The organism is Methyloversatilis thermotolerans, from assembly GCF_000372885.1.
In the GTDB taxonomy this organism is placed as follows: domain Bacteria; phylum Pseudomonadota; class Gammaproteobacteria; order Burkholderiales; family Rhodocyclaceae; genus Methyloversatilis; species Methyloversatilis thermotolerans.
Genome location: NZ_KB889967.1, coordinates 698,781 through 721,563, shown reverse-complemented (window position 1 = coordinate 721,563; position 22,783 = coordinate 698,781). Strand labels below are relative to the sequence as shown.

Genomic DNA, 22,783 nt, shown 5'->3' with positions numbered 1-22,783 from the left:
AGACTGGATGACATTCGCACTTTCCGCCGACGCCCCCCTGTTCATCGTCCTGAATGCAGCCTCGGGCAGCCGGGACGCGGAGGAAACCGCACGCATCATCGAAACGGTGCTGAGCGGTTGTGGCCGCCAGCATCGCATGCTGCACGTACATGATGTGCGCCGGCTCGCCACAGTGGCCTGGCAGGCGGTCGAAGAGGCGCGGATGCAGAAGGGCATGGTCGTGGTCGCCGGCGGCGATGGCACCATCAATGCGGTCGCGCAGGCGGTGGTCGGTACCGGTGTGCCCTTCGGCGTGCTGGCTCAGGGCACATTCAATTACTTCGCGCGTACCCACGGCCTGCCGACCGACACCGAAACCGCGTTGCGCGCCTTGCTCGACGGCCAGGTCAGACCGGTGCAGGTGGGCCGCGTCAATGACCACATTTTCCTGGTCAATGCCAGTCTCGGGCTCTACCCCACCCTGCTCGAAAACCGCGAACAATGGAAACGCCAGTTCGGCCGCACCCGTCTGGTGGCGCTGTGGGCAGGGCTGGCGACCTTGCTGCGCGGCCATCGTCGTCTGACGCTGGAAATCGAGCACGGCGGCGGGCTGCGTACCATGCACACCTCGACGCTGTTCGTGGGCAACAACCCGTTGCAACTGGAACAGATCGGCATCGCCGAGGCGGCCGCGCTGGAGCACGGCCGTCTCGCCGCGCTCGCGCTGCGCCCGGTAGGACGCAGGGCCATGCTGTGGCTGCTCGCGCGCGGCGCCTTCGGCCGGCTCGGCGACGCGCAGGAAATACAGAGCTTCAGCTTCCGCACCTTGCGCCTGAGCGTGCTGAGAAGGCGCAGGAGCCATGGCCGCATCAAGGTCGCCACCGACGGCGAAATCGTATGGATGCGTACGCCGCTCGAGTTCACGGTGTTGCCCGACGCATTGAACCTCGTCGTGCCGCGCGCGGTGGAGGCGCGCGAGTGAACCTGCTGCTGCAGGTATCCGATCCGCATTTCGGTGCCGAGCGCCCTGAAGTGTGCGATGCGCTGCTGCGTCTGGCGCAGCGCGAGCGCCCGCATGTGCTGCTGATGAGCGGCGATCTGACGCAGCGCGCCCGTCCCGCGCAATTCGCCGCCGCCCGCCGCTTCGCCGACAGCCTGAACGTGCCGCATCGGCTGACCCTGCCAGGCAATCACGACATTCCGCTGTTCGATCTTGCAAGCCGCCTGTTCCGGCCCTATGCACGCTACAGACGGCATTTCGGACCGGCCCACGACGGGGTGCTCGATGTGGATGGCTTGCGCCTGATCGGTCTGGATTCGACCCGCCGCCTGCGCCACGTCGATGGCGAACTGTCCGATGTGCAGATCGCGCGCACCGCCGAGCTTCTGCGCTCCGCACCCAACGGTGCACTGCGCGTGGTTGCATTGCATCACCCCCTGGAGGTCGGGCGCGGCAGTGAACGGCGCAACCGCGTCCACGGTCACGAAGAGGCGATCCGCGAATGGATACGTGCGGGCGCCGACCTCATGCTGGGCGGCCATATCCATCTGCCCTCGGTACGCCGCCTCGAGCACGCGCCACGCTGGTCCTGGGCGGTGCTGGCCGGCACTGCGGTATCGCACCGCATCCGTCACGATGCGGGCAATTCGGTGAACCTGCTGCGCCGCGCAGGCGACCGCGCCTGCATTGTCGAACGCTGGGACTTTCGCGATGCGTCGGGTGCGTTCGAACTGGCTGCGCTCAATGCGCTGCCACTTGCGCGACACTGCCGATGAGCGCTTCCATCACCGGAGGAGCGGCCGCACTGGCCGAATTGCTCGCCACCCGGATATGGCTGGTCTATGCCGTGCTCCTGATCGGAGCCCTGGCCGCCGCCGCGCTGATATTCGTCGCGTGGCGGGATTGGCGAGGCACACGTGATGCCCGCCTCACCGCAATCGTGATCGCCGGACTGTGCGCCATCGGCACCGGTGCCATCGTTTTCGCGTGCATCGCCTTCGCAGTGCACAGAGGCAATGCATTGCCGGCCCTCGACGACGCTCTGGTCGATGCCTTGGCCACCCACGCCACTGTGACGACGCTGCAGGTGTTTGCAGTGCTGACGCGGTTCGGCGACACCGAAGTGCTGACCGTTCTCGGCGTACTCGGCACTGCCGTGCTTCTGTGGCGCCATCAGTACCGGCTGGCTGCCACCTGGGCGGCTGTGATCGGCGGCAATTCGCTGCTCAACGTAAGCCTCAAGAGCGCGTTCCAGCGCGCGAGGCCGGTGCACGAACACGGCGTGACGATGGAAACAAGCTGGAGCTTCCCTAGTGGACACGCTTCCGGCACTGTCGCTGCCTGGGGTGTGTTCGCCTATGTGCTGCTGCAGCTTCTGCCCGCACGATGGCATCTGCCTGTGGTGCTGGCCGCCGTTGCGGTCGCACTCACCACCGGCTTCAGCCGCATCGTGCTGCAGGTGCATTTCGCGAGCGATGTGGTGGCCGGCATGTTGTCCGGCGCTTGCTGGCTCGCGCTGTGCATCGTCGCCAGCGAATGCGGGCGGCGGCGACGGATCCGAACCTGATCACGCAACGTCCACAGACCCTAGCTCAACACCGCGCGGTTGCGTCCTGCCTGTTTCGCTGCGTACAGCCTTTCGTCGGCGGTACGGAAAAGATGCAGGACCTCGGCGTCCGCCGAAGGTACGAAGGCGCCGCCGATGGAGGTGGTCACCACACCCCAGTCGTCGTTGCACGAATGCGGAATGGCGAGCGCGCGTACTCCGGATATGACTTCGTCGGCCAGCGTGCGATAGGTTTCCAGACTGGCATCCGGCATCAGGACCGCAAATTCCTCGCCTCCGTAACGTGCGGCCAGGGCGCCGCGAGTGCGCTTCTCCTGGTTGAAACGTTCGACCACATCGGCCAGGGTACGCGCGACCCGACGCAGACAGTCATCGCCGGCGGCATGTCCGTACAGATCGTTGTATTGCTTGAAGTGATCGATGTCGAGCATGAGCAAGGCGAACGAGGAACGTGTCTGCTGTGCCTGCTCCCACTCGACGTCTACCGTGAGATCCATGTGTCGACGGTTGCACAGACCGGTCAGACTGTCGCGTATCGCCTGTTCCTTGAGGAGGTGGTTCGCCAGCGTGAGCCGCTTGCGCAAGCGCGCGATGCGTGCCATGGCCTTCATCTTCGCGCACAACACGGCTTCCGGCAGCGTCTTGACGAGAAAGTCGTCGCCGCCCGCGTCAATGGCCGTAATCAGGTTTTCGTGCGTACCCGACGCAGTCAGGAAGATGATGGGCGTCCACGCCCAGTCCTGGGTCGCCTCGATCGCGCGGATGCGCGCCGTCGCATCGAAACCGTTCATCACCGGCATTTCGATGTCCATCAATACCAGGTCAGGTGCAAAGCTGGAGAACTTCTCCACGCCTACCGCGCCATTCTCGGCGATACACACCTCGTAGCCGAAGGACGCCAGCCGCACCGACATGATGGCGGCCATGGCGCGGCTGTCCTCGACGAGCAGAATCTTCATTTCATCACCGCTGCAATGCTATTCCGGGGCCGGCACGCATCGGCGCCCGCCCGGCCGAGTGCGTCTCACGACGATCCCGAGGTCTATCGACCTTTCCGGCGGAAACTGAAGCGCGCGAAGTGCAAACCCCTGCACAGTCGGCACAGATCCTTGCCGCCGGATCGAGAACGGGAGAAGGCGGTCGCCCGCATGCTATCGTGACGACCGTTCCGGGCACCTGTTCTCGGCTGACCGCACACCATGTTCTTCCGGCAACTCGAATACCTCGTCACCCTCGCCCGCGAGAAGCATTTCGCCCGCGCAGCCAAGGCCTGCCACGTGTCCCAGCCCGCGCTGTCGTCAGCGATCCGCAATCTGGAAGAAGAGCTGGGCGTGACCATCGTGCTGCGCGGCCAGCGCTTCCTCGGCTTCACCGCCGAGGGCGAGCGCATCCTCGCCTGGGCGCGGCAGAGCCTCGCCGCACTGTCCGGCCTGCGCCAGGAGGCATCGGTGGCCCAGGCGCACCTGACCGGTGTGCTGCGTCTCGGCGTCATCCCCACCTCGTCGGTCATCGTGTCGCTGCTGACCGGAGCTTGCCGCAGCCAGCATCCGGAACTGGCCTACTCGGTGCTGTCGCTATCCACCGACGAAATCCTGCGACGGGTGGACGAATACGAGCTCGATGCCGGCGTGTGCTATCTGGACGACGTCGACGAAGCGGGTTTCCGCGTACTGCCGCTGTTCCAGGAGCGCTACATGCTGCTTGCCCCGGCCGGCTCGCGCGAAGCGGCGCTCGACACCATAAGCTGGAAGGAAGCGGCGGCACTGCCGCTATGCCTGCTCACGCCGAACATGCAGAACCGCCAGATCGTCAATGCAGGCTTTCGCCGTGCATCGGCGCAGCCCTTCGTCGCGGTGGAGACCGATTCGGTGTCGGCACTGCTCGCGCAGGTGCGCCATGCCGGCCTGTACAGCGTGGTGCCGCACAGCCTGACCGATCTGGCGATCGCCCCTACCGGCACGACGATGGTGAGCCTCAAGCCGCTGTTCTCGCGCGTGATCGGTCTGGTGCTGCGCGATCCGGACCCTCTGCCGGCACTGCCGCCACTGCCCTCGGCCTTGTGGCACATCGCGTCCGGCCTGGATCTGCATCGGCGCTTCGGCACGCCGTCTGCGGGCGGCTGATAAGCACGGCTTATCAAAGAATCCGGACAAACGATTGGACGGGTCTGTCAAGCCCTTGCAGCATCCACCGCAACAGTGCATGGGCACAGGCCGGTTGAAACCACATTGACCGGCATCAAGCGCCCGTGACGAATCATTGCGGAGCGCTCATGTCGGATTCAGGGATCAAGGAGTACAACGCGCCGGCCGGTGGCTGGGGTGCGCTGAAGAACGTCGCCATCCATTTGCTGAAGGAAAAGATTCCCGGCCGCGGCGCACTCACCCTGCTGTCGCAGAACCAGCCCGATGGCTTCGATTGTCCCGGCTGTGCCTGGCCCGACCGCGAGCACACCTCCACCTTCGAGTTCTGCGAGAACGGCGTCAAGGCGGTTGCGGCCGAATCGACCGCCAAGCGCGTCACCCCGGATTTCTTCGCCCGTCACACGGTGACCGAACTGCTGCAGCAGTCCGACTACGAACTGGAAGCGCATGGCCGGCTGACCCATCCGATGCGCTACGACGCGGCCACCGACCGCTATGTTCAGGTGAGCTGGGACGAAGCCTTCAAGCTCATGGCTGACCATTTGAATGCCCTGCCCGACCCTGATCAGGCGGCCTTCTACACCTCGGGCCGAGCCAGCAATGAAGCGGCTTTCATGTACCAGTTGTTCGTGCGTCGCTACGGCACCAACAACTTCCCCGACTGTTCGAACATGTGCCACGAGCCGACCAGCATAGGCCTGCCGGAAACGGTCGGTGTCGGCAAGGGCACGGTGACGCTGGACGACTTCGACCACTGCGACACGCTCATTCTGTTCGGCCAGAACCCGGCGACCAACCATCCGCGCATGCTGGGCGAGCTGCGCGAATGCGCCAAGCGCGGCGCCACCATCGTCGCGGTGAATCCGCTGCGCGAACGCGGGCTGGAACGGTTCGCGAGTCCGCAGCACATGCTGGACATGCTGTCGCCCAAGGGCGTGCAGATCAGTTCGGTGTTCATCCGTCCCAAGCTCAGCGGCGATCTCGCGCTGATCAAGGGGGTTGCCAAGCGCGTGCTTGAAATGGACGACGCGGTGATCGATGCGGGCGGCGAGCGCGTGATCGACGTCGAATTCATCGCCGAGCACTGTGCCCACTTCGACGACTTCGCGGCCGATCTGCGTGCGTCGGACTGGAGTGAAATCGTCGAGGAATCCGGCGTGCCGTACGAGGAGATCGACCGACTGGCCGGCATCTACGCACGCGGCAAGGCCGTGATCGCAACCTGGGGCATGGGCCTGACCCAGCACAAGCATGCCGTGGCCACGCTGCAGATGCTCACCAACCTGATGCTCATGCGCGGCAATATCGGCCGGCGCGGCGCCGGACTGTGCCCGGTTCGCGGTCACTCGAACGTGCAGGGCGACCGCACCGTGGGCATCGATGAACGCCCCACCCCGGCCTTCCTCGATCGCCTGGAAAAGGTGTTCGGCTTCAAACCGCCGCGCCACCATGGCTACGACGTCGTGGCGACGATACAGGCCATGCTGGACGACAAGGTGAAGGTGTTCATCGGCCTCGGCGGCAACTTCGTTATGGCGTCGCCGGATACCGATCGCGTGTTCGCCGCGATGCGCGCATGCAACCTGACCGTGCACATCACGACCAAGCTCAACCGCAGCCATCTGGTTCATGGCCGCGATGCACTCATCCTGCCCACCATGGGGCGCACCGAAATCCACGCCACCGCGCTCGGACCGCAGGGTGTGACGGTCGAGGACTCGATGAGCATGGTCCATATTTCCTACGGCATCAACAAGCCGGCCTCGCCGGAATGCCTGACCGAGATCGAAATCGTCGCCCGGCTGGCGCAGGCCACCCTGCCGGACGCCGGCATAGACTGGATGTGGTACGCGGAAGACTATGCGCGCATCCGCGATGCGATCGAAAAGGTGTACCCGCAGTTCAAGGATTTCAACGCGCGCGTCGTGCGTCCGGGTGGTTTCCACCTGGGTGTGGCCTCGCGCAACCGTGTCTGGCTCACGCCCAGCGGCCGTGCGGAATTCAAGGTGCACGCCATCCCGAAGGACACGCCGATACACCAGGCGCGCAAGCGCTTCGGCGATCGCGTGCTCACGCTGATGACCACGCGCTCGCATGACCAGTACAACACCACGGTCTATGGCATGGACGACCGCTATCGCGGCGTGTTCGGTCAGCGTCGCGTGCTGTTCATGAACCGTGCCGACATGGACCGCCTCGGCTTCGCGCCGGGCCAGTGGGTGGATCTGGTCAGCGTGTGGGACGACGGCATCGAGCGTCGTGCCGACGGCTTCAAGCTGGTCGAGTACGACATTCCGGACGGCTGCATCAGCGGCTATTACCCGGAAACCAATCCGCTGGTACCGCTGCACAGCTTCGCCGACAAGGCGCGCACACCGACCTCGAAGTCGATTCCGGTCCTGATGGAGCCTTCGCGTGTCGCCGCGTAACGACGAAGACCTGTTCGACGATGATGTCGAACCGGATGCCGGCAGCGACAACGACGGTGTCGATCCGCTGACGGTCGCCATACTGCGTGCATTGCACGAAGATCTGGCCGACAGCCGCGACATGTCGCTCGCACGGCTGGCGAAGCGTGTGGGCGCTCGCCAGAGCACACTGCGTCGCCAGCTCACTGCGCTGGAAGATGCCGGACTGGTGGGCGTCATGCTCACCGAGGACGGCAGCGGACAGGTCGAATTGACGACAGAAGGTCGCGCGCTGTGCGCGCTGCTGATGGAGGACGGCGATACGCCACCTCCGCCGCCGGTGCACTGAGCCGGCGCGCATCGAAAGTTTCTCTCTCCTCGGCGTCTTCTCCTCCTCGACGCCTTCATGCCGGGGCCGTTCCAGCCCCGGCATTTCTTTTTTCAGACCCCGGTTCCAGCCATTCGCGCCGCCTGCTCCGACTGACACAGTTCGCGCAGATAGGGCCATGGGTAGATGCCGCGTTCGTGGCCATCCGAGAACACGAAGTTGAGCCCGTGATCGGCCAGCGGCTTCACCGCCTGCACACCTACCGACGCGATTTCGGCAGGCGGCTGGCCGTCGCGCCGCCCCCTCTCGCACTGGGCACAACGGCAGCGCGCGCGCAGCAGGCCATGCGGCAACGCACGGTTCAGTCCGTCCGACCATTCGATCTCGAGCAGGCGCGATTCAGCATGCAGCACCAACCTGACCGGCAGCGCGCTCACAGCACCGCCCCGACGCTCTGCTCGCCCATATGCCAGTCGTGACCGGCCAGCCCGCCCTCCTTCAGCTCGCCACCCATGGCAGCCAGACTCTCCTCGCGTATCAGCGCGCGCAACTGTCGGTGCAGCGACAGGAAGGCGGGTGAAGACAGCATGTCGGGTGTGCGCGGACGCGGCAGCGGTATCGGAATTTCCGCCTTGATGCGGCCGGGCCGAGCGGTCATGACATACACCTTGTCGGACAGGAAGATGGCTTCCTCGATATCGTGCGTGATGAACAGCACCGACAGTTTGAGCTGCTGCCACATATTGGTCAGGATTTCCTGCATCACCACCCGCGTCTGCGCATCGAGCGCGCCGAAGGGCTCATCCATCAGCATCACCTGCGGACTGGTCGCCAGCGCCCGCACGATGCCGACCCGCTGTTTCATGCCGCCGGACAACTGATCCGGATAGTGGTTCTCGAAAGACAGCAGGCCGGCCAGGCCGAGCAAGGTGCGCGCGCGCGCCTCTCGCAACATGCGCCCCACCCCTTTCATCTTCAGTCCGAATTCCACGTTCTGCCGCACGGTGAGCCAGGGAAACAGCGAGTACTGCTGGAACACCACGCCACGATCCGCGCCCGGCCCGCTGATGCCCTGGCCATCGACCGTCACGCGGCCCGCGTCGGCGCGCAGGAACCCGGCGACGATGTTGAGCAGCGTGGACTTGCCGCAGCCCGACGGTCCGACGATGGACACGAATTCCCCGGGTTTCACGTCGAGTGACACGCTGCTGACGGCGTCGAAGGGCCGGCCGTTCTGCACGAAACGCACGCTCACATCGCGGATGTCGATGTGTCCGGCTGCCGTTGCTGGAGGGGTCGTCATATCAGTTCTCCTTGCCGTGACCGGACTGCCAGGGCATCAGCACGCGGCCAAGCAGCCGTATCGCACCGCTGCATGCCAGACCGAGCACCCCGATCACCACCATGCCGACGACGATGTTCGCGTACTCGATCAGCGAATAGGCTTCCCAGGTGAAGTAGCCGACGCCGTATTGACCGGAAATCATTTCCGCGGCGATCAACGACACCCACGCCACACCCATGCCCACCGCCAGACCGGTGAAAATGTGCGGCATGGCGCCGCGCAGTACCACCTGGGTCATCAGCGCGAATTCGCTCGCACCCAGGCAACGGGCGGCCCGCACCAATACCGCGTCCATGCTCTGCACCCCGTGCACCGTGTTCAGCAGGATGGGAAAGAAGGCGCCGATGAAGGTGATGAACACGATGCTGGTTTCGGTGGTCGGCCACAGCATGATGGAGATGGGCACCCAGGCGATGGCCGGTATCGGACGCAGCACTTCCATCGCGGGGAACAGCAGGCTGCGCATCGCCTTGTAGCGGCCTATCACGAGCCCCAGCGTCACACCCAGCACGGTCGCCACCGCGAAGCCGAGCAGGATGCGTCTCAGGCTGAGCAGGATGTGCGAACCGAAGCCGCGATCACCGAACAGGTGCACCGCCTCGGTAAACACCTCGACCGGCCCTGGCACATTCGTGAAGCGGATGTAGAACACCCAGCGATGAGTGGTCGCCAGATGCCAGAAGCCGATCAGCAGGCCGATCGAAAGCGCACCCAGCAACAGGCCGGGCAAACCGCGCCGTAGCGCGGCACCCCAGCGGGCGGCTGTCGTTGCGCCGGCGGGTTGCGTCATGCCTGACGGTCTCGGCATCACCGGCACGACCGGCGCGTGCGTGGCCCCGCCGGCCGCCAGGGTCGTTGCCACCGGCGCCGCGGCGGGTGGCGTATCGACCTCGCCGGACGGCGGGGCCGTCTCGTCCAGCGCGGCAATCCTCATCGCATTGGCCATGACTTATTTCCTTACCGTGGCGACCGCCAGTGCATCGGCGTAGCTGCCCAGTTTTCCGCCATTGGCGGCGGCATGGGCTTCGGCATCCTTCTTCAGCAGGAAAGGCGTGATGCTGCTCGCACCGCCCTTGCTCACGATGGAATAGAAGGCCTTGTCGGCAAACAGCTTGATCTTGAACGCCTGGTCGAACACGAAAGCCACGCCGATCTTCTTGCCTGCCTTGGTCGCCGCATTGACCGCAGCCAGCGTGCATTCGGCCGACTTGTAGGCGGCAATGCTGCCGCCCTCCAGCCACACCTCGCCCGCCTCACGCGGCTTGTCTATCGCGCCGCCGCACAGCGGATCGGTGCCGGTGATTTCGTAGCTGGCAAAGCTCGCCTTCTGCTTGTCGTAATCCAGGCCCAGTTCCTTGAACGCCTGCTTGACATAGGTTTCGTCGACCCAGGCATCGGCATCGAAGTCCTTCACGCGGCCCATGCGCTGAAGCACGCCGTGGTCATACTTCACGGTGTCGACCCACTTCGGCTTGATGGTCGGATCCAGCGTATGCACGCCGCCCGGGCCGAGGAACATGTAGGCAACTTCCTTTTCCACCCGCGTCCACTCCTCGATCTTCGTGGCGGCCTCGACCGGGTTCTTGCGCACCCACTCGTTGGCCTCCATCAGCGCCTTGATGTAGGCGACGACGAATTCCGGATACTTCTTCGCAAAGTCCTCGCGCACCACCACGCCGTGGAAGGTGGGCACCTTGGTTTCGACGCCATCGAAAATCTTGCGCGCGAAGCCCCGGTAGGGCAGCAGTTCAGCGAACGGAACGAAATCGGCGTGACCGTCGATGCGCTTTTCCTGCAGGCTCGACGTGCCGACCTCCGGGCTCTGGCTGGACAGCTCCCAGAAGTCGCTCTTCCAGCCCTTGTCCTCCATCGCCTTGAGCAGCATGCCGTGCGCGGCAGAACCGAAAGGCACGGACACCTTCTTGCCCTTGAGATCGGACAACTGGTAGTAGGGCGAATCCTTGTGCACCACGATGCCGTTGCCGGCACCATCCGCGTTGTAGGCGATCAGCGCGATGAGACGGCTCCTCGTGTCCGGGCTGGCCTGGAAGGTGGCGCCATTCACCAGCAAGGGATAGTCGCCCATCATGCCGATCTGCAGCGTGTTGGCCACCATGCCGTTGGTGACCGGAGGGCCGGAGGTGAAGTTCTGCCACTCGATCCTGAACTGGATGTCCTTGTACTTGCCGGTCTTGGGCAGGTGCTTCTCGATCAGCCCGAGTTCCTTGACCACGATGCCGCCGGTGACGGTATTCGTGGTGGTGTTCTGGGTGCCTATGCCCACCGTCACCACTTCCGCCAGCGCCGTTCCGGCACAGGCCAGCAGCGAGCCGGCAAACAGCATGGAACGCAGTGTGCGCTGCAGTCGCTTCGAGCCGTACATCAGTCCATTCATGGCTATCCCCTTCTTCCTGTCAGATCGATGAAATTGCGCAACGGATGAAATCGGTGTGCGGGTCTGTGCTCAGACCTTCTCGGCTATGTCGAGGTACTGGCGCTTGTCCTTGACGGCTACCCAGCGATCCGCCTCCTCCAGCGGATCGCGAGACGCCGAAATGACCGGCCACTGCCGCGCCAGTTGTGCGTTGATGTCGATGAAGGCGCGCTGGTCCTCCGGCAGATCGTCCTCGGCATAGATGGCTTCGGCCGGACACTCCGGCACGCACACGCCGCAGTCGATGCAGCCGGCCGGATTGATCACCAGAAATTCCGGCCCTTCGTGGAAGCACTCCACCGGACACACATCCACGCAGTCGGTGTATTTGCAGCGCACACAGGCTTCGGTCACGACGAAGGTCATGGCGGTCTCCTATTTCTGGGCGAGGGAAATGGCGGTCAGCGCGAGACGGGACAGCTTGCGCACATCCGGGTCGGCGTCGTCGAGCGCCTTTTCCAGCGCAGGGATGGCACGCGGGTCGGCGATTTCGCCGAGCGCGATCGCGGCCTCCTTGCGCAGATTGCCTATCGGATGTGCGAGCGCCTCCATCAGCGACGGCAGCGCTGCGGTCGCTTTCAGCAGCCCGAGGCTGCGTGCCGCTTTCACACGCACCTGCCAATAGTCGTCCTGCATAGCGCGCATCAGTTCGGGGATGGCCAGGCCCAGGCGCAACTTGCCCAGGGTCTGTGCCGCTTCGTCGCGCACCATCCAGGACACATCGCTCAGCGCCCGCGTCAGCGCCGGCAGCACACTCACTTCGCTGGAGTAGCCGATGGCACCGATGGCGATGCGCCGCACCTCGTGATCCGGATCGCGCGCCGCGATCTCGGCCAGCGCACCGATCGCCTCCGCTCGGCGCAGGTAGCCAAGCACGCCGACCGCTTCGCGGCGCACGCCGGCATCGGCGTCCTTGAGCGCATCCATGGCCGGCGCGAATGCGGCATCGACGCGCAGCGCGCGCACCGCGCGCAACGCCAGCATGCGCACCTCGGCGCTGTGACCGCTCAGGAAAGGAATGAGCGGTGCGGCGGAGGCGCTTTCCTTCAGTTCTGACAGCACCAGTCCAACGGCCGTCCTCACCTCGGCATCCGGGTCGAGCAGCATGGGGGCGAGCGCTTCGACCACCTCGGCGTCCTCGTAGCCCTCGAGTGCACGCACGGCTTCGGTCCGCACCGTGGCGTCGCTGTCCTGCAGCCGCGGCAGCAGCAACGGAACGATGTCGTCCTCATCGCTGTAGGGCAGATCGATCACGGCCAGGCGGCGCACCTCGGCATCCGGGCTGGCCAGTCGATCGGCAATCGACAATGTCTGCAGTTCCATGATGGTCCCTTCAGCGCAGCAGGTAGGGGATGGACACGCTGACCGCACCGGTCGGGCAGTCGGTCTCACAGGGCAGGCAGTACCAGCACTCATCGAACTTCATGAAGGCCTTGCGGGTGAGCATGTCGATGGCGAGCACGTCGAGCGGACAGACGTCCACGCACACGGTGCAGCCCTTCTCGGCAATGCACTTGTCGTTGTCGACCTGCACCGGCACCTGGGTCGGCGTAGCTGCTAGGGTCATGGCGTACTCCTTGTGGAATCGAGTCTTGAGTCGGGTCGTGGAAACGGAGCGGATCAGCGCCGTCGTGAAAATCAGGCGGCCTCGGCGCTGCGGGCAACGCGCAGGCGCTGATAGGCGGTGCGCTCTTCCTCGTCGATGGGCACCACATAGGGTTCGATCGCCTTCTTCGCCAGCGTCATCCGGCCGTCGGCGCCCTTGCTGAGCAAGGTGTGGCAGAACCAGTTGTCGTCGTCGCGCTCGGGATGATCGACGTAGTAGTGGTAGAGGCCCCATCGGCTTTCGGTGCGGAACAACGAGGCGCGGGCGGCCATTTCGGCGCAGTCGATGATGGAGTGCGCTTCCATCGCACGCATCAGCTCATGCGGATTGCCGGCCATCATGCAGGCCGTGTCCTCACGGATTTCGTCGAAACGGCGCAGCGCGATCTCGTACTTGCGCGTGATCTTGGGCGGTTGCAGGTAGTCATTCACCAGCCGGCGCGTCTTGTACTCGATCTGGAACGGGGTCAGTCCGTCGGTGCGTCCCAGCGGGGCCAGGATGCGCGCCTCCTCGGCCGCTGCGGCGCCCGCGTCGTAGTCGACCAGCGGCCGCTCGGCGCAGTACTCGGCGGCGTTCTCGCCGCATATACGGCCATAGACGAAGGCACCCAGCATGTAGTTGTGCGGCACGCTGGCACAGTCGCCGGCGGCATACAGGCCGGGCACCGAGGTTTCGCCGCGCGCGTTGATGTGAATGCCGGATGCGCTGTGGCCGCTGCAGAACCCGATTTCCGAAATGTGCATTTCCACCATCTGCGAGCGGTAGTCGTTGCCGCGCTTCTCGTGGAAGCGGCCGCGGCTCGGACGCTCGTTGGTATGCAGGATGGTTTCGATCTCCTGGATGGTTTCCTCCGCCAGGTGATCGAGCTTCAGGAACACCGGACCGTTGCCGCCCTCGAGTTCGTTGTGGAACTCCATCATCATCTGGCCGCTCCAGTAATCACACTCGATGAAGCGCTCGCCCTTGGAGTTCGCGGTGAAGCCACCGAAAGGACCGGTCACATAGGCACAGGCCGGACCGTTGTAGTCCTTGATCAGCGGGTTGATCTGGAAGCACTCGAGATTGGCCAGTGAAGCGCCGGCGTGATAGGCCATCGCATGTCCGTCGCCACAGTTGGTCGGGTTCTCGTAGGTGCCCATCAGATAACCGGAGGCCGGCAGGCCGATGCGGCCGGCCGCGCCGGTGCTGATCACCGCCGCCCTGGTACGGATGACATAGATGTCGGCGGTGCGGCAGTCGAAGCCCATCACCGCGGCCACTTCGCCGTTGGCGCCGGTCAGCACGCGGGTGACGACGACGCGGTTGGTCACCTCCACGCGCGCCTTCTTCAATTGGCGGTAGAGGATTTTCTTCATGTGGTGACCTTCAGGCATGGGCAGCACATAGCTGCCCAGGTGATGCACCTTGCGCACCGCGTAATCGCCGGTTTCGTCCTTCTCGAACTTGACGCCCCAGCGATCCAGTTCGTTGATCATGTCGAAGCTGTTGGCGGCATAGGCCATCACCGCTTCCTGATCGACGATGCCGTCGTTGGCGATGGTGATTTCCTTGACATACTGCTCCGGTGTCGCGTGACCGGGTATGACGGCGTTGTTCAATCCGTCCATGCCCATCGATATCGCGCCCGAGCGCTTCACGTTGGCCTTGTCGATCAGCAGCACGCGCAGCTTGGGGTTCTTTTCCTTGGCCTTGACCGCGGCCATCGGGCCGCCGGTACCACCGCCGATGACCACGAGGTCGAATTCCAGATCGATGCGTTTCATGTTCTCTCCTGTAGGGTGTCGCACTCTGGCGCGTCAGCGCCCGCCTGCGAACGAAGAATTCCTGCGATGCAATTTCCAGGCATCACTGCCCGCCTCAACTCCGGTCGATCCGTAGCCGGTACTGGAAGGCATCGCCGCGGTAGTAGAGGAATTCGAAATCGATGGGCCGTTCGCCGGCCCAGGTGAGCCGCTCGATGCGCAGCAAGGGCGAGGCCTCGGCGATGTCCAGATGCCGCGCCAGCGAGTCGTCGGCGGAGATCGCCTCGATCTGCACATCGGCATGCGTCAGGTTGTGACCGAAGTCGTTTTCGAGAATGACGAAGATGTCGCGCGTGGCCAGGTCCTCCTGGGTGAGCCGCTCACCGATGTCGAGCGGGAAGTAGCTCACGTCGACCGAGATCGGCTCCCGGTTCAGGTAGCGCAGACGCTGGATCTCGAACACCATGTCATCGTGCTTCTTCAGATGCAGGCGCTGCGCCACCAGCGGCGTCACAGCCACCGGCTTCGCGCTGAGCAGCAATGAATAGGTTTCGTAGCCGGACGAGGACATGGCCTCGCCGAAACCCTGCAGCCTGGACAGACTCTGGAAGGCCTTGGGCTTGGCGACGAAACTGCCCTTGCCCATCACCTTGAAGATGAGCCCCTCCTTCTGCAGGTCGCCCAGAGCCTGGCGTATCGTGATGCGGCTCACCTTGAATGCCGACATCATCTGGCTTTCCGACGGCATCTGGGTATGAGGGGGATAGCTGCCGTCGAGAATGCGACGGCGCAGGATTTCCCGGATCTGCGTATACAGCGGCATCTGCGATACCGCCGAAAGATCCTTGCCTAACGCGTCCGGTACGGAATCCGGTTCCGGCGTCTGTTGCGGTGCCATGCTGGAGCTCCTGTCGAAGAACCTGTTATGACGGGTTATGTCATGCAAACTCGGTGCCACTTTTTCGCCGTGCACAAAATCGTGTTCAGCTCATTGATTCAAAACAATTACATGTCGAATTACCGGGGATTCGCCCGAACGATTCGCCGGGTTTTCCTGCACCGCCGCTGTGCGATGCACCATATCGGCCGCCTGTCGTGGCCACGATGCAAGCAGACCGATGATCATGAGCAGCGCGAGCACCACGCGGCGGAAGTAGCGCGGATCGAGCACCCGGTACACCCGCTCGCCCAGCAGACCGCCCGCATGGAACAGCGGCGCCAGCAGCAGCGATTGCAGCAGCAGCGCGCGGTCGAGCACCCCGCCCAGCGCAATGCAGGCCAGCGCCATCGGATACAGGCAGCCGAAGTAGACGAGGAAGCTGGCACGCAGCCGGCGCGCATCGGTATCGATGGCCAGCAGATAAAGAATGGCGGGCGGCCCGCCCACGCCACCGAAACCGGTCAGCAGGCCGCTGGCCAGTCCGGCCAGCGCAGCCCCCGCCGGTCCAGGGGTCCATCGCGGACGCCAGCCGGACGCCATCAACGCGGCGCTGAGCAGGACCGACAAGCCCACCAGCAGTCCGAAGTGGCCTGCCGGCACGCGCTGCACCGCCCACAGCCCACATGGCAGGCCACATGCGGCCGCGCCCAGCATGGGCAAGAGCACCCGGTGATCCACCTGTCGTCGCATGGCAGGCGCAAGTGCGTGCGTCAGTGGCAAGGCATTGAGCAAGGTGACCAGGCACAGCGTGTCGCGCGCCGAGGCCACCAGCGCGAGCAACGGTGCCATCAGCAAGGCCGCCCCGAATCCGGTCATGCCTCGCAGGACGCCGCCCGCCAGCACCGCGGACGCGATCACCGTCCAACTGGTGGCGTCGCGTACCCCCCACCAGCCCTGGAGCACAGACATGTCCATATATCCCTTCGTGCGGTCGGCACAGCCCGGACGGCGCGACCAACCTGTCATGACAGGTTGGATAAAGCAAGAGCCACACCGGATGGCGCCTCTGCGGGCCTTCGCGGCGTCCTGCCTGCGTTTCCGGCCTGCGGCCCGCGGCAGGCCCTGCGCCGGTCGCGCACGATGCCGGCGCACGTGCGCCCTCAAGCGGTGCCCCGATCACGACCACGCTCCGATCAGCACCAGGATGGCAGCGCCCACCACGAGATGGATGCACAGCCCCCCCGCCAGAAGCCACACGCGCACACCCGCACCGCCCATATCGGACAAGCGCGTCTGCATGCCGAGCGCGGCCAGACCGATGGCGAGCAGCAATTGCGCCGCCATCACGCCGGCCTGCTGCACGGCAGGCGGCAGCAGGCCACTGCCATTGAGCAACATCATCAACACGAATACGCAGGCGAATGCCGGCGTGCGGCCGCTACCCTCCGGCGCCGAGGTCCGGCGCAGTCCGCGCGCCAGCAGCATGAGCACCGGCGCCAGCAACATGACCCGCCCCATCTTCTCGACCAGCGCCGCAGCAGTCGCGTCGCCGCCGCCCGCCGACGCAGCGGCCACCACATGACCCAGCTCGTGCACCGACAACCCCACCCACATGCCGAACTGATGCGCGTCCATGCCCGACAAGGGCTGCAGAGCGGGCAGCAGGAACATGCAGGCGGACCCGAACACCACCACGGCAAGCACCGCGGCCGACACATGACGGGCGCGCGCGCCGATCACGCCATCGGCCGCGGCGACTGCGGCAGCGCCGCAGATGGCGCTGCCGCAGCCGATCAGCAGGCGCAGATCCCGCTCCACGCCAAGCAGCCGGCCTAGCCAGTCCGCCAGCAGCAAGGTGCTTGCCACCATCAGCACGACCGCGACCGCCCCGTGAATGCCGGCGGCGCCGAGATCGGCGAAGCCGATGCGCAGCCCGAACAGCGCGATGCCCGCACGCATCAGCGGACCCCGCGCCAGATGCAGTCCGCGTGCGCCGTACATGGACAGAGCCGGCCACAGATTGCCCGCCGCCATGCCCACCAGGACCGACAGCGGGAGCCAGCCCAGACCGCTGCTTTCCATGCCCGGCATGCGGGCAAGCAGAGCGGACAGCAGAGCGATGCCGATCGCGGAGGCGAGGCCCACTGGGCGTCCGGGCATCAGGGGAAGAGAGCTCATCGGGCGTGTGCATTACATCGGGAAGCGATGGCGCGCAGCCTAGATGGCGAGCGATTCATTCTTCTATATCATGCAAATCACCAGATGATTACCTGGGGTAATACATGAACCTGCACTTGCTGCGCATCTTCGTGAAAGTGGTGGACGCACAGAGCTTTTCCCGCGCGGCAGAGGCACTGGACATCACGCAACCCGCGGTATCCAAGGCGGTCAGGGAACTGGAAGCACAGCTCGAAACGGTTTTGCTGGACCGGCGCGGCAAGAGCTTCCGCCCCACCCAATCCGGCCAGGCGCTGTACGACTACGGGCGCAGCATCCTGGCGCTGGAACGCGAAGCCACGGAAACGCTGCGCGCCTACAGCTCGCTCGACCGGGGCCGGCTCACCATAGGCGCGAGCACCACCATCGCCACTTACTGGATGCCGCCCTTCCTGGTCGACTTCCACGCCCGGCATCCGCGGCTCGACCTTCAGGTCGTCGCCGGCAACACCCGTCAGATCGCCGATCTGCTGCTCGACTGCCGGGTGGACGTGGCGCTGGTCGAGGGCGAGGTCGACGACACGCGGCTGCAGCGCAGAATCTGGCGGCGCGAGGAAATGGTGATCGTCGCGCCGCGCGACCTCGACCTGTCGTCGGACGACCGCTTCCGGCCGGCCGACCTCGCGCAGCACACCTGGATCGTGCGCGAGCGCGGCTCGGGCAGCCGCACCGCCACCGACCGCGTGCTCGACGAACTGGGGCTCACCCCCGCCCGCACCATGGAAGTGGGCAGCAATGAAGCCATCGTGCAGAGCGTCGCAGCCGGCGGCGGACTGGGCCTGGTGCCGCGCATCTGCGCCCGCGATCAGCTCGCGCTCGGCCGCGTGCGCCGGCTGCATCCGGGTGGCGCGGCCATCCAGCGCACGCTCTACCGCATCCGTCTGCCCGAGCGCCCGCTCGGTCCGGCCGCCCTCGCCTTCGAGGCGCTGATCGCCGCACCGAGGCCCGACGAGGATCAGATCGCTGAAGCCCCCTGAGCGGGAAACGAAAAGGCCGGCTTGCGCCGGCCTCTTGCCGCTTCTGGAGACAGGTCGGCGCTCAGCCCACCCACACCCGCGCATTCCTGAACATGCGCATCCATGGGCTGTCCTCGCCCCAGTGCGCCGGGTGCCAGCTCATCTGCACGGTGCGGAACACGCGTTCCGGATGCGGCATGAGGATGGTGGCGCGACCGTCGGCCGAGGTGACCGAGGTGATGCCGTCCGGCGAGCCATTCGGATTGCGCGGGTAGCGCGTAGCCACGGAGCCGTCGTGGTCGATGTAGCGCATCGCCAGATGCGCCAGCGACTTCGCCTGTTCGTCGGCAAACACCGCGCGTCCCTCGCCGTGTGACACGACAATGGGCATTTTCGAACCGGCCATGCCACGGAAGAAGATGGACGGCGAATCCAGCACTTCGACCTCGGTGAAGCGGGCCTCGAACTGTTCCGAACGGTTGCGCTCGAAGCGCGGCCAGTGTTCCGCACCAGGAATGATGTCCGCGAGCTGGCTCATCATCTGGCAGCCGTTGCACACGCCGAGCGAGAAGGTGTCTTCACGGCTGAAGTACTCGGCGAAGGCGTCACGCAACAGCGGATGGAACAGGATGGACTTCGCCCAGCCGGACCCGGCGCCCAGCACATCGCCGTAGGAGAAGCCGCCGCAGGCCGCCAGGCCCTTGAAGTCGGCGAGCTTGAGGCGGCCAGCCATGAGGTCGGACATGTGCACGTCCTGCGCATCGAAGCCGGCACGGTCGAAGGCCGCGGCCATCTCGACCTGGCCGTTCACGCCCTGTTCGCGCAGGATGGCGATGCGCGGGCGCGCTCCCTTGCTGATGAAAGGCAGTGCGACATCCTCCTGCGGCTCGAAGGTGAGTGCGGCAAACAGGCCGGCGTCGGCGTTGTCGTCAAGCAGCGCGAATTCCTCGCGCGCGCAGTCGGCATCGTCGCGCAGCGCGGCGATGCGGTGGCTGGTTTCGGTCCATGCCTTCTGCAGGTCCGCACGCGACTCGCTGAAAATGACCTTGGCGTTGTGCCAGAACCGGATCTCGTCGCGGTCGTTCGGGCTGCCGATGCCGTGGGTAACCCCGGACAGGCCCGCCTCGCGCAGGATGTCCATCACCCGCGAGCGCTGATCGACACGGATCTGGATCACCACGCCCAGTTCTTCGGCGAACAGCGCGGTGAAGGTGCGGTCGTTGAAACGGCCGCGCACTGCATCCGGCTTCTTCGCGAGCGAATCGACATCGACCAGCAGCGGGTCGTAAGCCAGCGTGTCCAGGTTGATGGACAGACCGACGTGCGAGGCGAAAGCCATCTCGCACAACGTGGCGAACAGGCCGCCGTCCGAGCGGTCGTGATAGGCCAGCACCAGCCCGTCGTCGCGCAGGCGGGTGATCGCCGGCAGCAGGCGGCCGAGCAGCACGGCATCGGCATCCGGGGCATGTTCGCCGACCACGCCACAGGCCTGGGCGAAGGCCGAGCCGCCAAGGCGGTTCTTCATCTGGCCGAGGTCGATCAGCAGAAGTTCGGTGTCGATTTCCGGGTCGATCAACAACTGCGGCGTCAGCGTCCGGCGCACGTCGTCGACACCGGCGAACGCGGTGATGATGAGCGACAGCGGCGCCACCACCTCTTTCTGCACCTCGGCCTCGGACCAGCGCGTCTTCATCGACAGACTGTCCTTGCCGACCGGGATCGCCAGCCCGAGGGCCGGACAGAAATCGAGGGCCACCGCTTTCACCGTGTCGAACAGCGCGGCATCCTCGCCCTTGTGGCCGGCCGCCGCCATCCAGTTGGCCGACAGCTTGATGCGCTCGAAGCTGCGCACGTCGGCAGCGATCAGGTTGGTGATGGCCTCGCCTATGGCCATGCGGCCCGAGGCCGGACCGGACAGCAGCGCCACCGGCGTGCGCTCGCCCATCGCGAATGCCTCGCCGCGATAGCCGGTAAAGCTTTCGCAGGTGACGGCGACGTCGGCCACCGGCACCTGCCAGGGGCCGACGAACTGGTCGCGCGCGGTGAGACCGCCGACCGAGCGGTCGCCGATGGTGATCAGGAAGGACTTGCTGGCCACGGCCGGCACGCGCAGCACGCGGTAGGCGGCGTCCTTCAGGTCGTAGCCGGCGACGTCCATCGGCGGGGCATAGGCCGGCCGGCGCGACACCGTGCGGTGCATCTTGGGCGGCTTGCCGAGCAGCACGTCCATCGCCATGTCGACCGGCTTCGTGTTGAACAGCGGATCGGCCACCGTGAGCTGGCCATCGGCGGTCGCCTCGCCCAGCACCGCGAACGGGCAGCGCTCGCGCGCGCACAGCGCCTCGAATTCCGCGATGCGCTGCGGGGCGATGGCGAGCACATAACGCTCCTGCGACTCGTTGCACCACAGTTCGGCCGGGCTCATGCCCGACTCTTCGCTGTGGATCGCGCGCAGGTCGAACCACGCACCATGACCGGCACCGTGCGCCAGTTCCGGCAGCGCATTGGACAGGCCACCGGCACCCACGTCGTGGATGGCCAGGATGGGGTTGTCGTCCTTCATCTGCCAGCAGCGGTCGATCACTTCCTGCGCGCGGCGCTCGATTTCCGGATTGCCGCGCTGCACCGATGCGAAGTCGAGGTCGGCGGTATTGGTGCCGGTGGTCATGCTCGATGCGGCGCCGCCGCCCAGACCGATCAGCATGGCCGGGCCACCCAGCACCACCAGCTTGGTGCCAGCCGGGAACTCGATCTTCAGCGCATCGCGCGCGGCGATGTTGCCGATGCCGCCGGCGATCATGATGGGTTTGTGATAGCCGCGCATCTCGCCCATGAAGGGCAGTTCGAAGGTGCGGAAATAGCCGGCCAGATTCGGGCGGCCGAATTCGTTGTTGAACGCGGCGGCACCGAGCGGACCTTCGATCATGATCTGCAGCGGCGATGCGATACGCTCAGGCTTGCCATAGGGCAGCGATGTCGCATCGCTGTCGATGCGCTCCCACGGCTGTTCAAAGCCGGGGATGTTCAGGTTGGACACGGAAAAGCCGGCCAGACCTGCCTTGGGCTTTGCGCCACGACCGGTTGCGCCCTCGTCGCGGATTTCGCCGCCGGCACCGGTCGCCGCGCCCGGGAAGGGCGAAATCGCGGTCGGATGATTGTGCGTCTCGACCTTGGCCAGGAAATGCATGGGTTCGACATGCCAACCCCAGCGGCCCTCGCGGTCCGGGTAGAAGCGGTCCACCGGCACGGTGGTCGCGCCCTCGATCACCGCGGCGTTGTCCGAGTACGCGACCACGGTGTGCTGCGGCGTGGCCCTGTGCGTTTCGCGGATCATGCCGAACAGGCTCATGTCCTGTGGCTGATAATCGATGGTCCAGCTTGCATTGAAAATCTTGTGCCGGCAGTGCTCGGAATTCGCCTGCGCGAACATCATCAGTTCGACATCGGTCGGATCGCGGCCCAGTTTCGCGTAGGCGTTGAACAGGTATTCAATCTCGTCATCCGACAGCGCCAGACCGAGTTCCGAATTCGCACGCTCCAGCGCGACCCGACCGTCCGCGAGCGGAACGCTCACCAGCGGTCGCGGCAGTACATGACTGAACAAGGCATCCGCCTCCTCCAGTCCGCCGAGCACCGATTCGGTCATGCGGTCGTGCAGGGCGGCTGCCAGCGCGGCGCGCTCGGCTGCATCCATGCTTCCAGCCCGCAAGCCGCGCGCCAGGGCGGGCTCGAACATCACCCCGCGCTCGATGCGCACTACGCCGGTCAATCCGCAGTTGCGGGCGATATCGCTGGCCTTGGACGACCACGGCGAAATGGTGCCGATGCGCGGCGTGACCAGCAGGCATTCACCTTCGATCGCGGAAGCCGGGCGGGCGGCCAGCAGCGCGCATAGCCGCTCCAGCGCAGCGGTTTCGAGCGCGGCGCCGCATTCGATGAAGAAGTACTGGGTCGCATCCAGTTCGCGCAGGCGCGGTACGACGGCGCGACAGCTTTCGGTCAGGCGGGCAAGGCGGGCTTGGGACAGGGCGGCGGAACCGCGGAGCTTCAGGATGTGGGCCATGGATGCAGGCAAGGGCGGGAGGTGAAAGCGGCGGCGGCCGTGCTGCCGGCGCCGTCCAATCCACAATTATACGTGGGCGTCGCCCCTCGTCCCAAACGCGTCAGGCGCCGGCGC

20 protein-coding genes are annotated in these 22,783 nt (G+C 65.4%); 7 read left to right on the top strand and 13 right to left on the bottom strand.

Annotation, left to right across the window (positions count from 1 at the left end; genetic code table 11):
* Positions 1-7: 7 nt before the first annotated feature.
* The 3 genes from A3Q7_RS0102915 to A3Q7_RS0102905 are packed head-to-tail and all read left to right on the top strand — an operon-like array spanning position 8 to position 2,546.
* Positions 8-961 (top strand): diacylglycerol/lipid kinase family protein, encoded by a 954-nt coding sequence (locus A3Q7_RS0102915; protein WP_018410355.1) that lies wholly within the window; start codon positions 8-10, stop codon positions 959-961.
* Positions 958-1,755 (top strand): metallophosphoesterase family protein, encoded by a 798-nt coding sequence (locus A3Q7_RS0102910; protein ID WP_018410354.1) that lies wholly within the window; start codon positions 958-960, stop codon positions 1,753-1,755. Before A3Q7_RS0102915 ends, A3Q7_RS0102910 begins: the two co-directional genes overlap by 4 nt.
* Entirely contained in the window at positions 1,752-2,546 is a 795-nt protein-coding gene (locus A3Q7_RS0102905) for a phosphatase PAP2 family protein (protein WP_018410353.1), read from the top strand. Before A3Q7_RS0102910 ends, A3Q7_RS0102905 begins: the two co-directional genes overlap by 4 nt.
* 20 nt (positions 2,547-2,566) lie before the next feature.
* Here the strand turns inward: A3Q7_RS0102905 and A3Q7_RS0102900 are convergent, their stop codons facing one another.
* Positions 2,567-3,505 carry a diguanylate cyclase gene (locus tag A3Q7_RS0102900; protein ID WP_018410352.1) on the bottom strand — a complete coding sequence of 313 codons (939 nt, stop codon included), beginning with the start codon at positions 3,503-3,505 and terminating at the stop codon, positions 2,567-2,569.
* Between the two features lie 240 nt (positions 3,506-3,745).
* Between A3Q7_RS0102900 and A3Q7_RS0102895 the strand changes: the two genes are divergently transcribed.
* The 3 genes from A3Q7_RS0102895 (at position 3,746) to A3Q7_RS19295 (ending at position 7,447) form a co-directional block, all read left to right on the top strand.
* The gene (locus A3Q7_RS0102895) at positions 3,746-4,669 is read left to right on the top strand and encodes a LysR family transcriptional regulator (RefSeq protein ID WP_018410351.1); all 924 of its coding nucleotides are present in this window, start codon (positions 3,746-3,748) and stop codon (positions 4,667-4,669) included.
* A gap of 149 nt (positions 4,670-4,818) precedes the next feature.
* Positions 4,819-7,119: an FdhF/YdeP family oxidoreductase gene (locus A3Q7_RS0102890; protein WP_018410350.1), complete on the top strand. Its 2,301-nt coding sequence runs from the start codon at positions 4,819-4,821 to the stop codon at positions 7,117-7,119.
* Positions 7,106-7,447 carry a winged helix-turn-helix domain-containing protein gene (locus A3Q7_RS19295; protein WP_018410349.1) on the top strand — a complete coding sequence of 114 codons (342 nt, stop codon included), beginning with the start codon at positions 7,106-7,108 and terminating at the stop codon, positions 7,445-7,447. The genes A3Q7_RS0102890 and A3Q7_RS19295 overlap by 14 nt, the downstream gene beginning before the upstream one ends.
* Positions 7,448-7,539: 92 nt before the next feature.
* Here A3Q7_RS19295 and A3Q7_RS0102880 read toward each other — a convergent pair whose 3' ends face one another.
* The 11 genes from A3Q7_RS0102880 to A3Q7_RS0102830 form a co-directional block, all read right to left on the bottom strand.
* Positions 7,540-7,839 (bottom strand): DUF971 domain-containing protein, encoded by a 300-nt coding sequence (locus tag A3Q7_RS0102880; RefSeq protein ID WP_232417790.1) that lies wholly within the window; start codon positions 7,837-7,839, stop codon positions 7,540-7,542.
* A 20-nt stretch (positions 7,840-7,859) separates the two neighbouring features.
* Positions 7,860-8,729: an ABC transporter ATP-binding protein gene (locus A3Q7_RS0102875; RefSeq protein ID WP_026224418.1), complete on the bottom strand. Its 870-nt coding sequence runs from the start codon at positions 8,727-8,729 to the stop codon at positions 7,860-7,862.
* Between the two features lies 1 nt (position 8,730).
* On the bottom strand, positions 8,731-9,717 hold the full coding sequence (locus tag A3Q7_RS0102870) for an ABC transporter permease (protein ID WP_018410346.1): 987 nt from the start codon (positions 9,715-9,717) through the stop codon (positions 8,731-8,733).
* Positions 9,718-9,720: 3 nt separating this feature from the next.
* Complete coding sequence (locus A3Q7_RS0102865; protein ID WP_018410345.1) at positions 9,721-11,166, bottom strand: ABC transporter substrate-binding protein; 1,446 nt, start codon at positions 11,164-11,166, stop codon at positions 9,721-9,723.
* Positions 11,167-11,235: 69 nt separating this feature from the next.
* Positions 11,236-11,571, bottom strand: coding sequence for a ferredoxin FdxA (fdxA, locus tag A3Q7_RS0102860; RefSeq protein WP_018410344.1), 336 nt, complete (start codon positions 11,569-11,571; stop codon positions 11,236-11,238).
* Positions 11,572-11,580: 9 nt separating this feature from the next.
* Entirely contained in the window at positions 11,581-12,528 is a 948-nt protein-coding gene (locus A3Q7_RS0102855) for a HEAT repeat domain-containing protein (RefSeq protein WP_018410343.1), read from the bottom strand.
* 10 nt (positions 12,529-12,538) lie between these two features.
* Entirely contained in the window at positions 12,539-12,772 is a 234-nt protein-coding gene (locus A3Q7_RS0102850) for a 4Fe-4S dicluster domain-containing protein (protein ID WP_026224416.1), read from the bottom strand.
* A 71-nt stretch (positions 12,773-12,843) separates the two neighbouring features.
* Entirely contained in the window at positions 12,844-14,574 is a 1,731-nt protein-coding gene (locus A3Q7_RS0102845; RefSeq protein ID WP_018410341.1) for a fumarate reductase/succinate dehydrogenase flavoprotein subunit, read from the bottom strand.
* Between the two features lie 94 nt (positions 14,575-14,668).
* Positions 14,669-15,451, bottom strand: coding sequence for a GntR family transcriptional regulator (locus tag A3Q7_RS0102840; protein WP_018410340.1), 783 nt, complete (start codon positions 15,449-15,451; stop codon positions 14,669-14,671).
* A 90-nt stretch (positions 15,452-15,541) separates the two neighbouring features.
* On the bottom strand, positions 15,542-16,402 hold the full coding sequence (locus tag A3Q7_RS0102835) for a TSUP family transporter (RefSeq protein WP_232417788.1): 861 nt from the start codon (positions 16,400-16,402) through the stop codon (positions 15,542-15,544).
* Positions 16,403-16,609: 207 nt separating this feature from the next.
* Complete coding sequence (locus tag A3Q7_RS0102830; RefSeq protein WP_026224414.1) at positions 16,610-17,611, bottom strand: YeiH family protein; 1,002 nt, start codon at positions 17,609-17,611, stop codon at positions 16,610-16,612.
* A 104-nt stretch (positions 17,612-17,715) separates the two neighbouring features.
* Here A3Q7_RS0102830 and A3Q7_RS0102825 point away from each other — a divergent pair, with 104 nt between their 5' ends.
* Positions 17,716-18,627: a LysR family transcriptional regulator gene (locus A3Q7_RS0102825; protein ID WP_018410337.1), complete on the top strand. Its 912-nt coding sequence runs from the start codon at positions 17,716-17,718 to the stop codon at positions 18,625-18,627.
* A 61-nt stretch (positions 18,628-18,688) separates the two neighbouring features.
* Here the strand turns inward: A3Q7_RS0102825 and purL are convergent, their stop codons facing one another.
* On the bottom strand, positions 18,689-22,669 hold the full coding sequence (gene purL, locus A3Q7_RS0102820) for a phosphoribosylformylglycinamidine synthase (protein ID WP_018410336.1): 3,981 nt from the start codon (positions 22,667-22,669) through the stop codon (positions 18,689-18,691).
* Between the last annotated feature and the right edge of the window lie 114 nt (positions 22,670-22,783).

Bases quoted from the DNA above. Each gene is read 5' to 3' on its own strand.
- A3Q7_RS0102875 (WP_026224418.1), bottom strand. From the start codon at position 8,729: ATGACGACCCCTCCAGCAACGGCAGCCGGACACATCGACATCCGCGAT.
- fdxA (WP_018410344.1), bottom strand. From the start codon at position 11,571: ATGACCTTCGTCGTGACCGAAGCCTGTGTGCGCTGCAAATACACCGAC.
- A3Q7_RS0102905 (WP_018410353.1), top strand. From the start codon at position 1,752: ATGAGCGCTTCCATCACCGGAGGAGCGGCCGCACTGGCCGAATTGCTC.
- A3Q7_RS0102845 (WP_018410341.1), bottom strand. From the start codon at position 14,574: ATGAAACGCATCGATCTGGAATTCGACCTCGTGGTCATCGGCGGTGGT.
- A3Q7_RS0102840 (WP_018410340.1), bottom strand. From the start codon at position 15,451: ATGGCACCGCAACAGACGCCGGAACCGGATTCCGTACCGGACGCGTTA.
- A3Q7_RS0102850 (WP_026224416.1), bottom strand. From the start codon at position 12,772: ATGACCCTAGCAGCTACGCCGACCCAGGTGCCGGTGCAGGTCGACAAC.
- A3Q7_RS0102855 (WP_018410343.1), bottom strand. From the start codon at position 12,528: ATGGAACTGCAGACATTGTCGATTGCCGATCGACTGGCCAGCCCGGAT.
- A3Q7_RS0102865 (WP_018410345.1), bottom strand. From the start codon at position 11,166: ATGAATGGACTGATGTACGGCTCGAAGCGACTGCAGCGCACACTGCGT.
- A3Q7_RS0102900 (WP_018410352.1), bottom strand. From the start codon at position 3,505: ATGAAGATTCTGCTCGTCGAGGACAGCCGCGCCATGGCCGCCATCATG.
- A3Q7_RS0102895 (WP_018410351.1), top strand. From the start codon at position 3,746: ATGTTCTTCCGGCAACTCGAATACCTCGTCACCCTCGCCCGCGAGAAG.
- A3Q7_RS0102870 (WP_018410346.1), bottom strand. From the start codon at position 9,717: ATGGCCAATGCGATGAGGATTGCCGCGCTGGACGAGACGGCCCCGCCG.
- A3Q7_RS0102835 (WP_232417788.1), bottom strand. From the start codon at position 16,402: ATGTCTGTGCTCCAGGGCTGGTGGGGGGTACGCGACGCCACCAGTTGG.
- A3Q7_RS0102890 (WP_018410350.1), top strand. From the start codon at position 4,819: ATGTCGGATTCAGGGATCAAGGAGTACAACGCGCCGGCCGGTGGCTGG.
- A3Q7_RS0102830 (WP_026224414.1), bottom strand. From the start codon at position 17,611: ATGAGCTCTCTTCCCCTGATGCCCGGACGCCCAGTGGGCCTCGCCTCC.
- purL (WP_018410336.1), bottom strand. From the start codon at position 22,669: ATGGCCCACATCCTGAAGCTCCGCGGTTCCGCCGCCCTGTCCCAAGCC.
- A3Q7_RS0102825 (WP_018410337.1), top strand. From the start codon at position 17,716: ATGAACCTGCACTTGCTGCGCATCTTCGTGAAAGTGGTGGACGCACAG.
- A3Q7_RS0102915 (WP_018410355.1), top strand. From the start codon at position 8: ATGACATTCGCACTTTCCGCCGACGCCCCCCTGTTCATCGTCCTGAAT.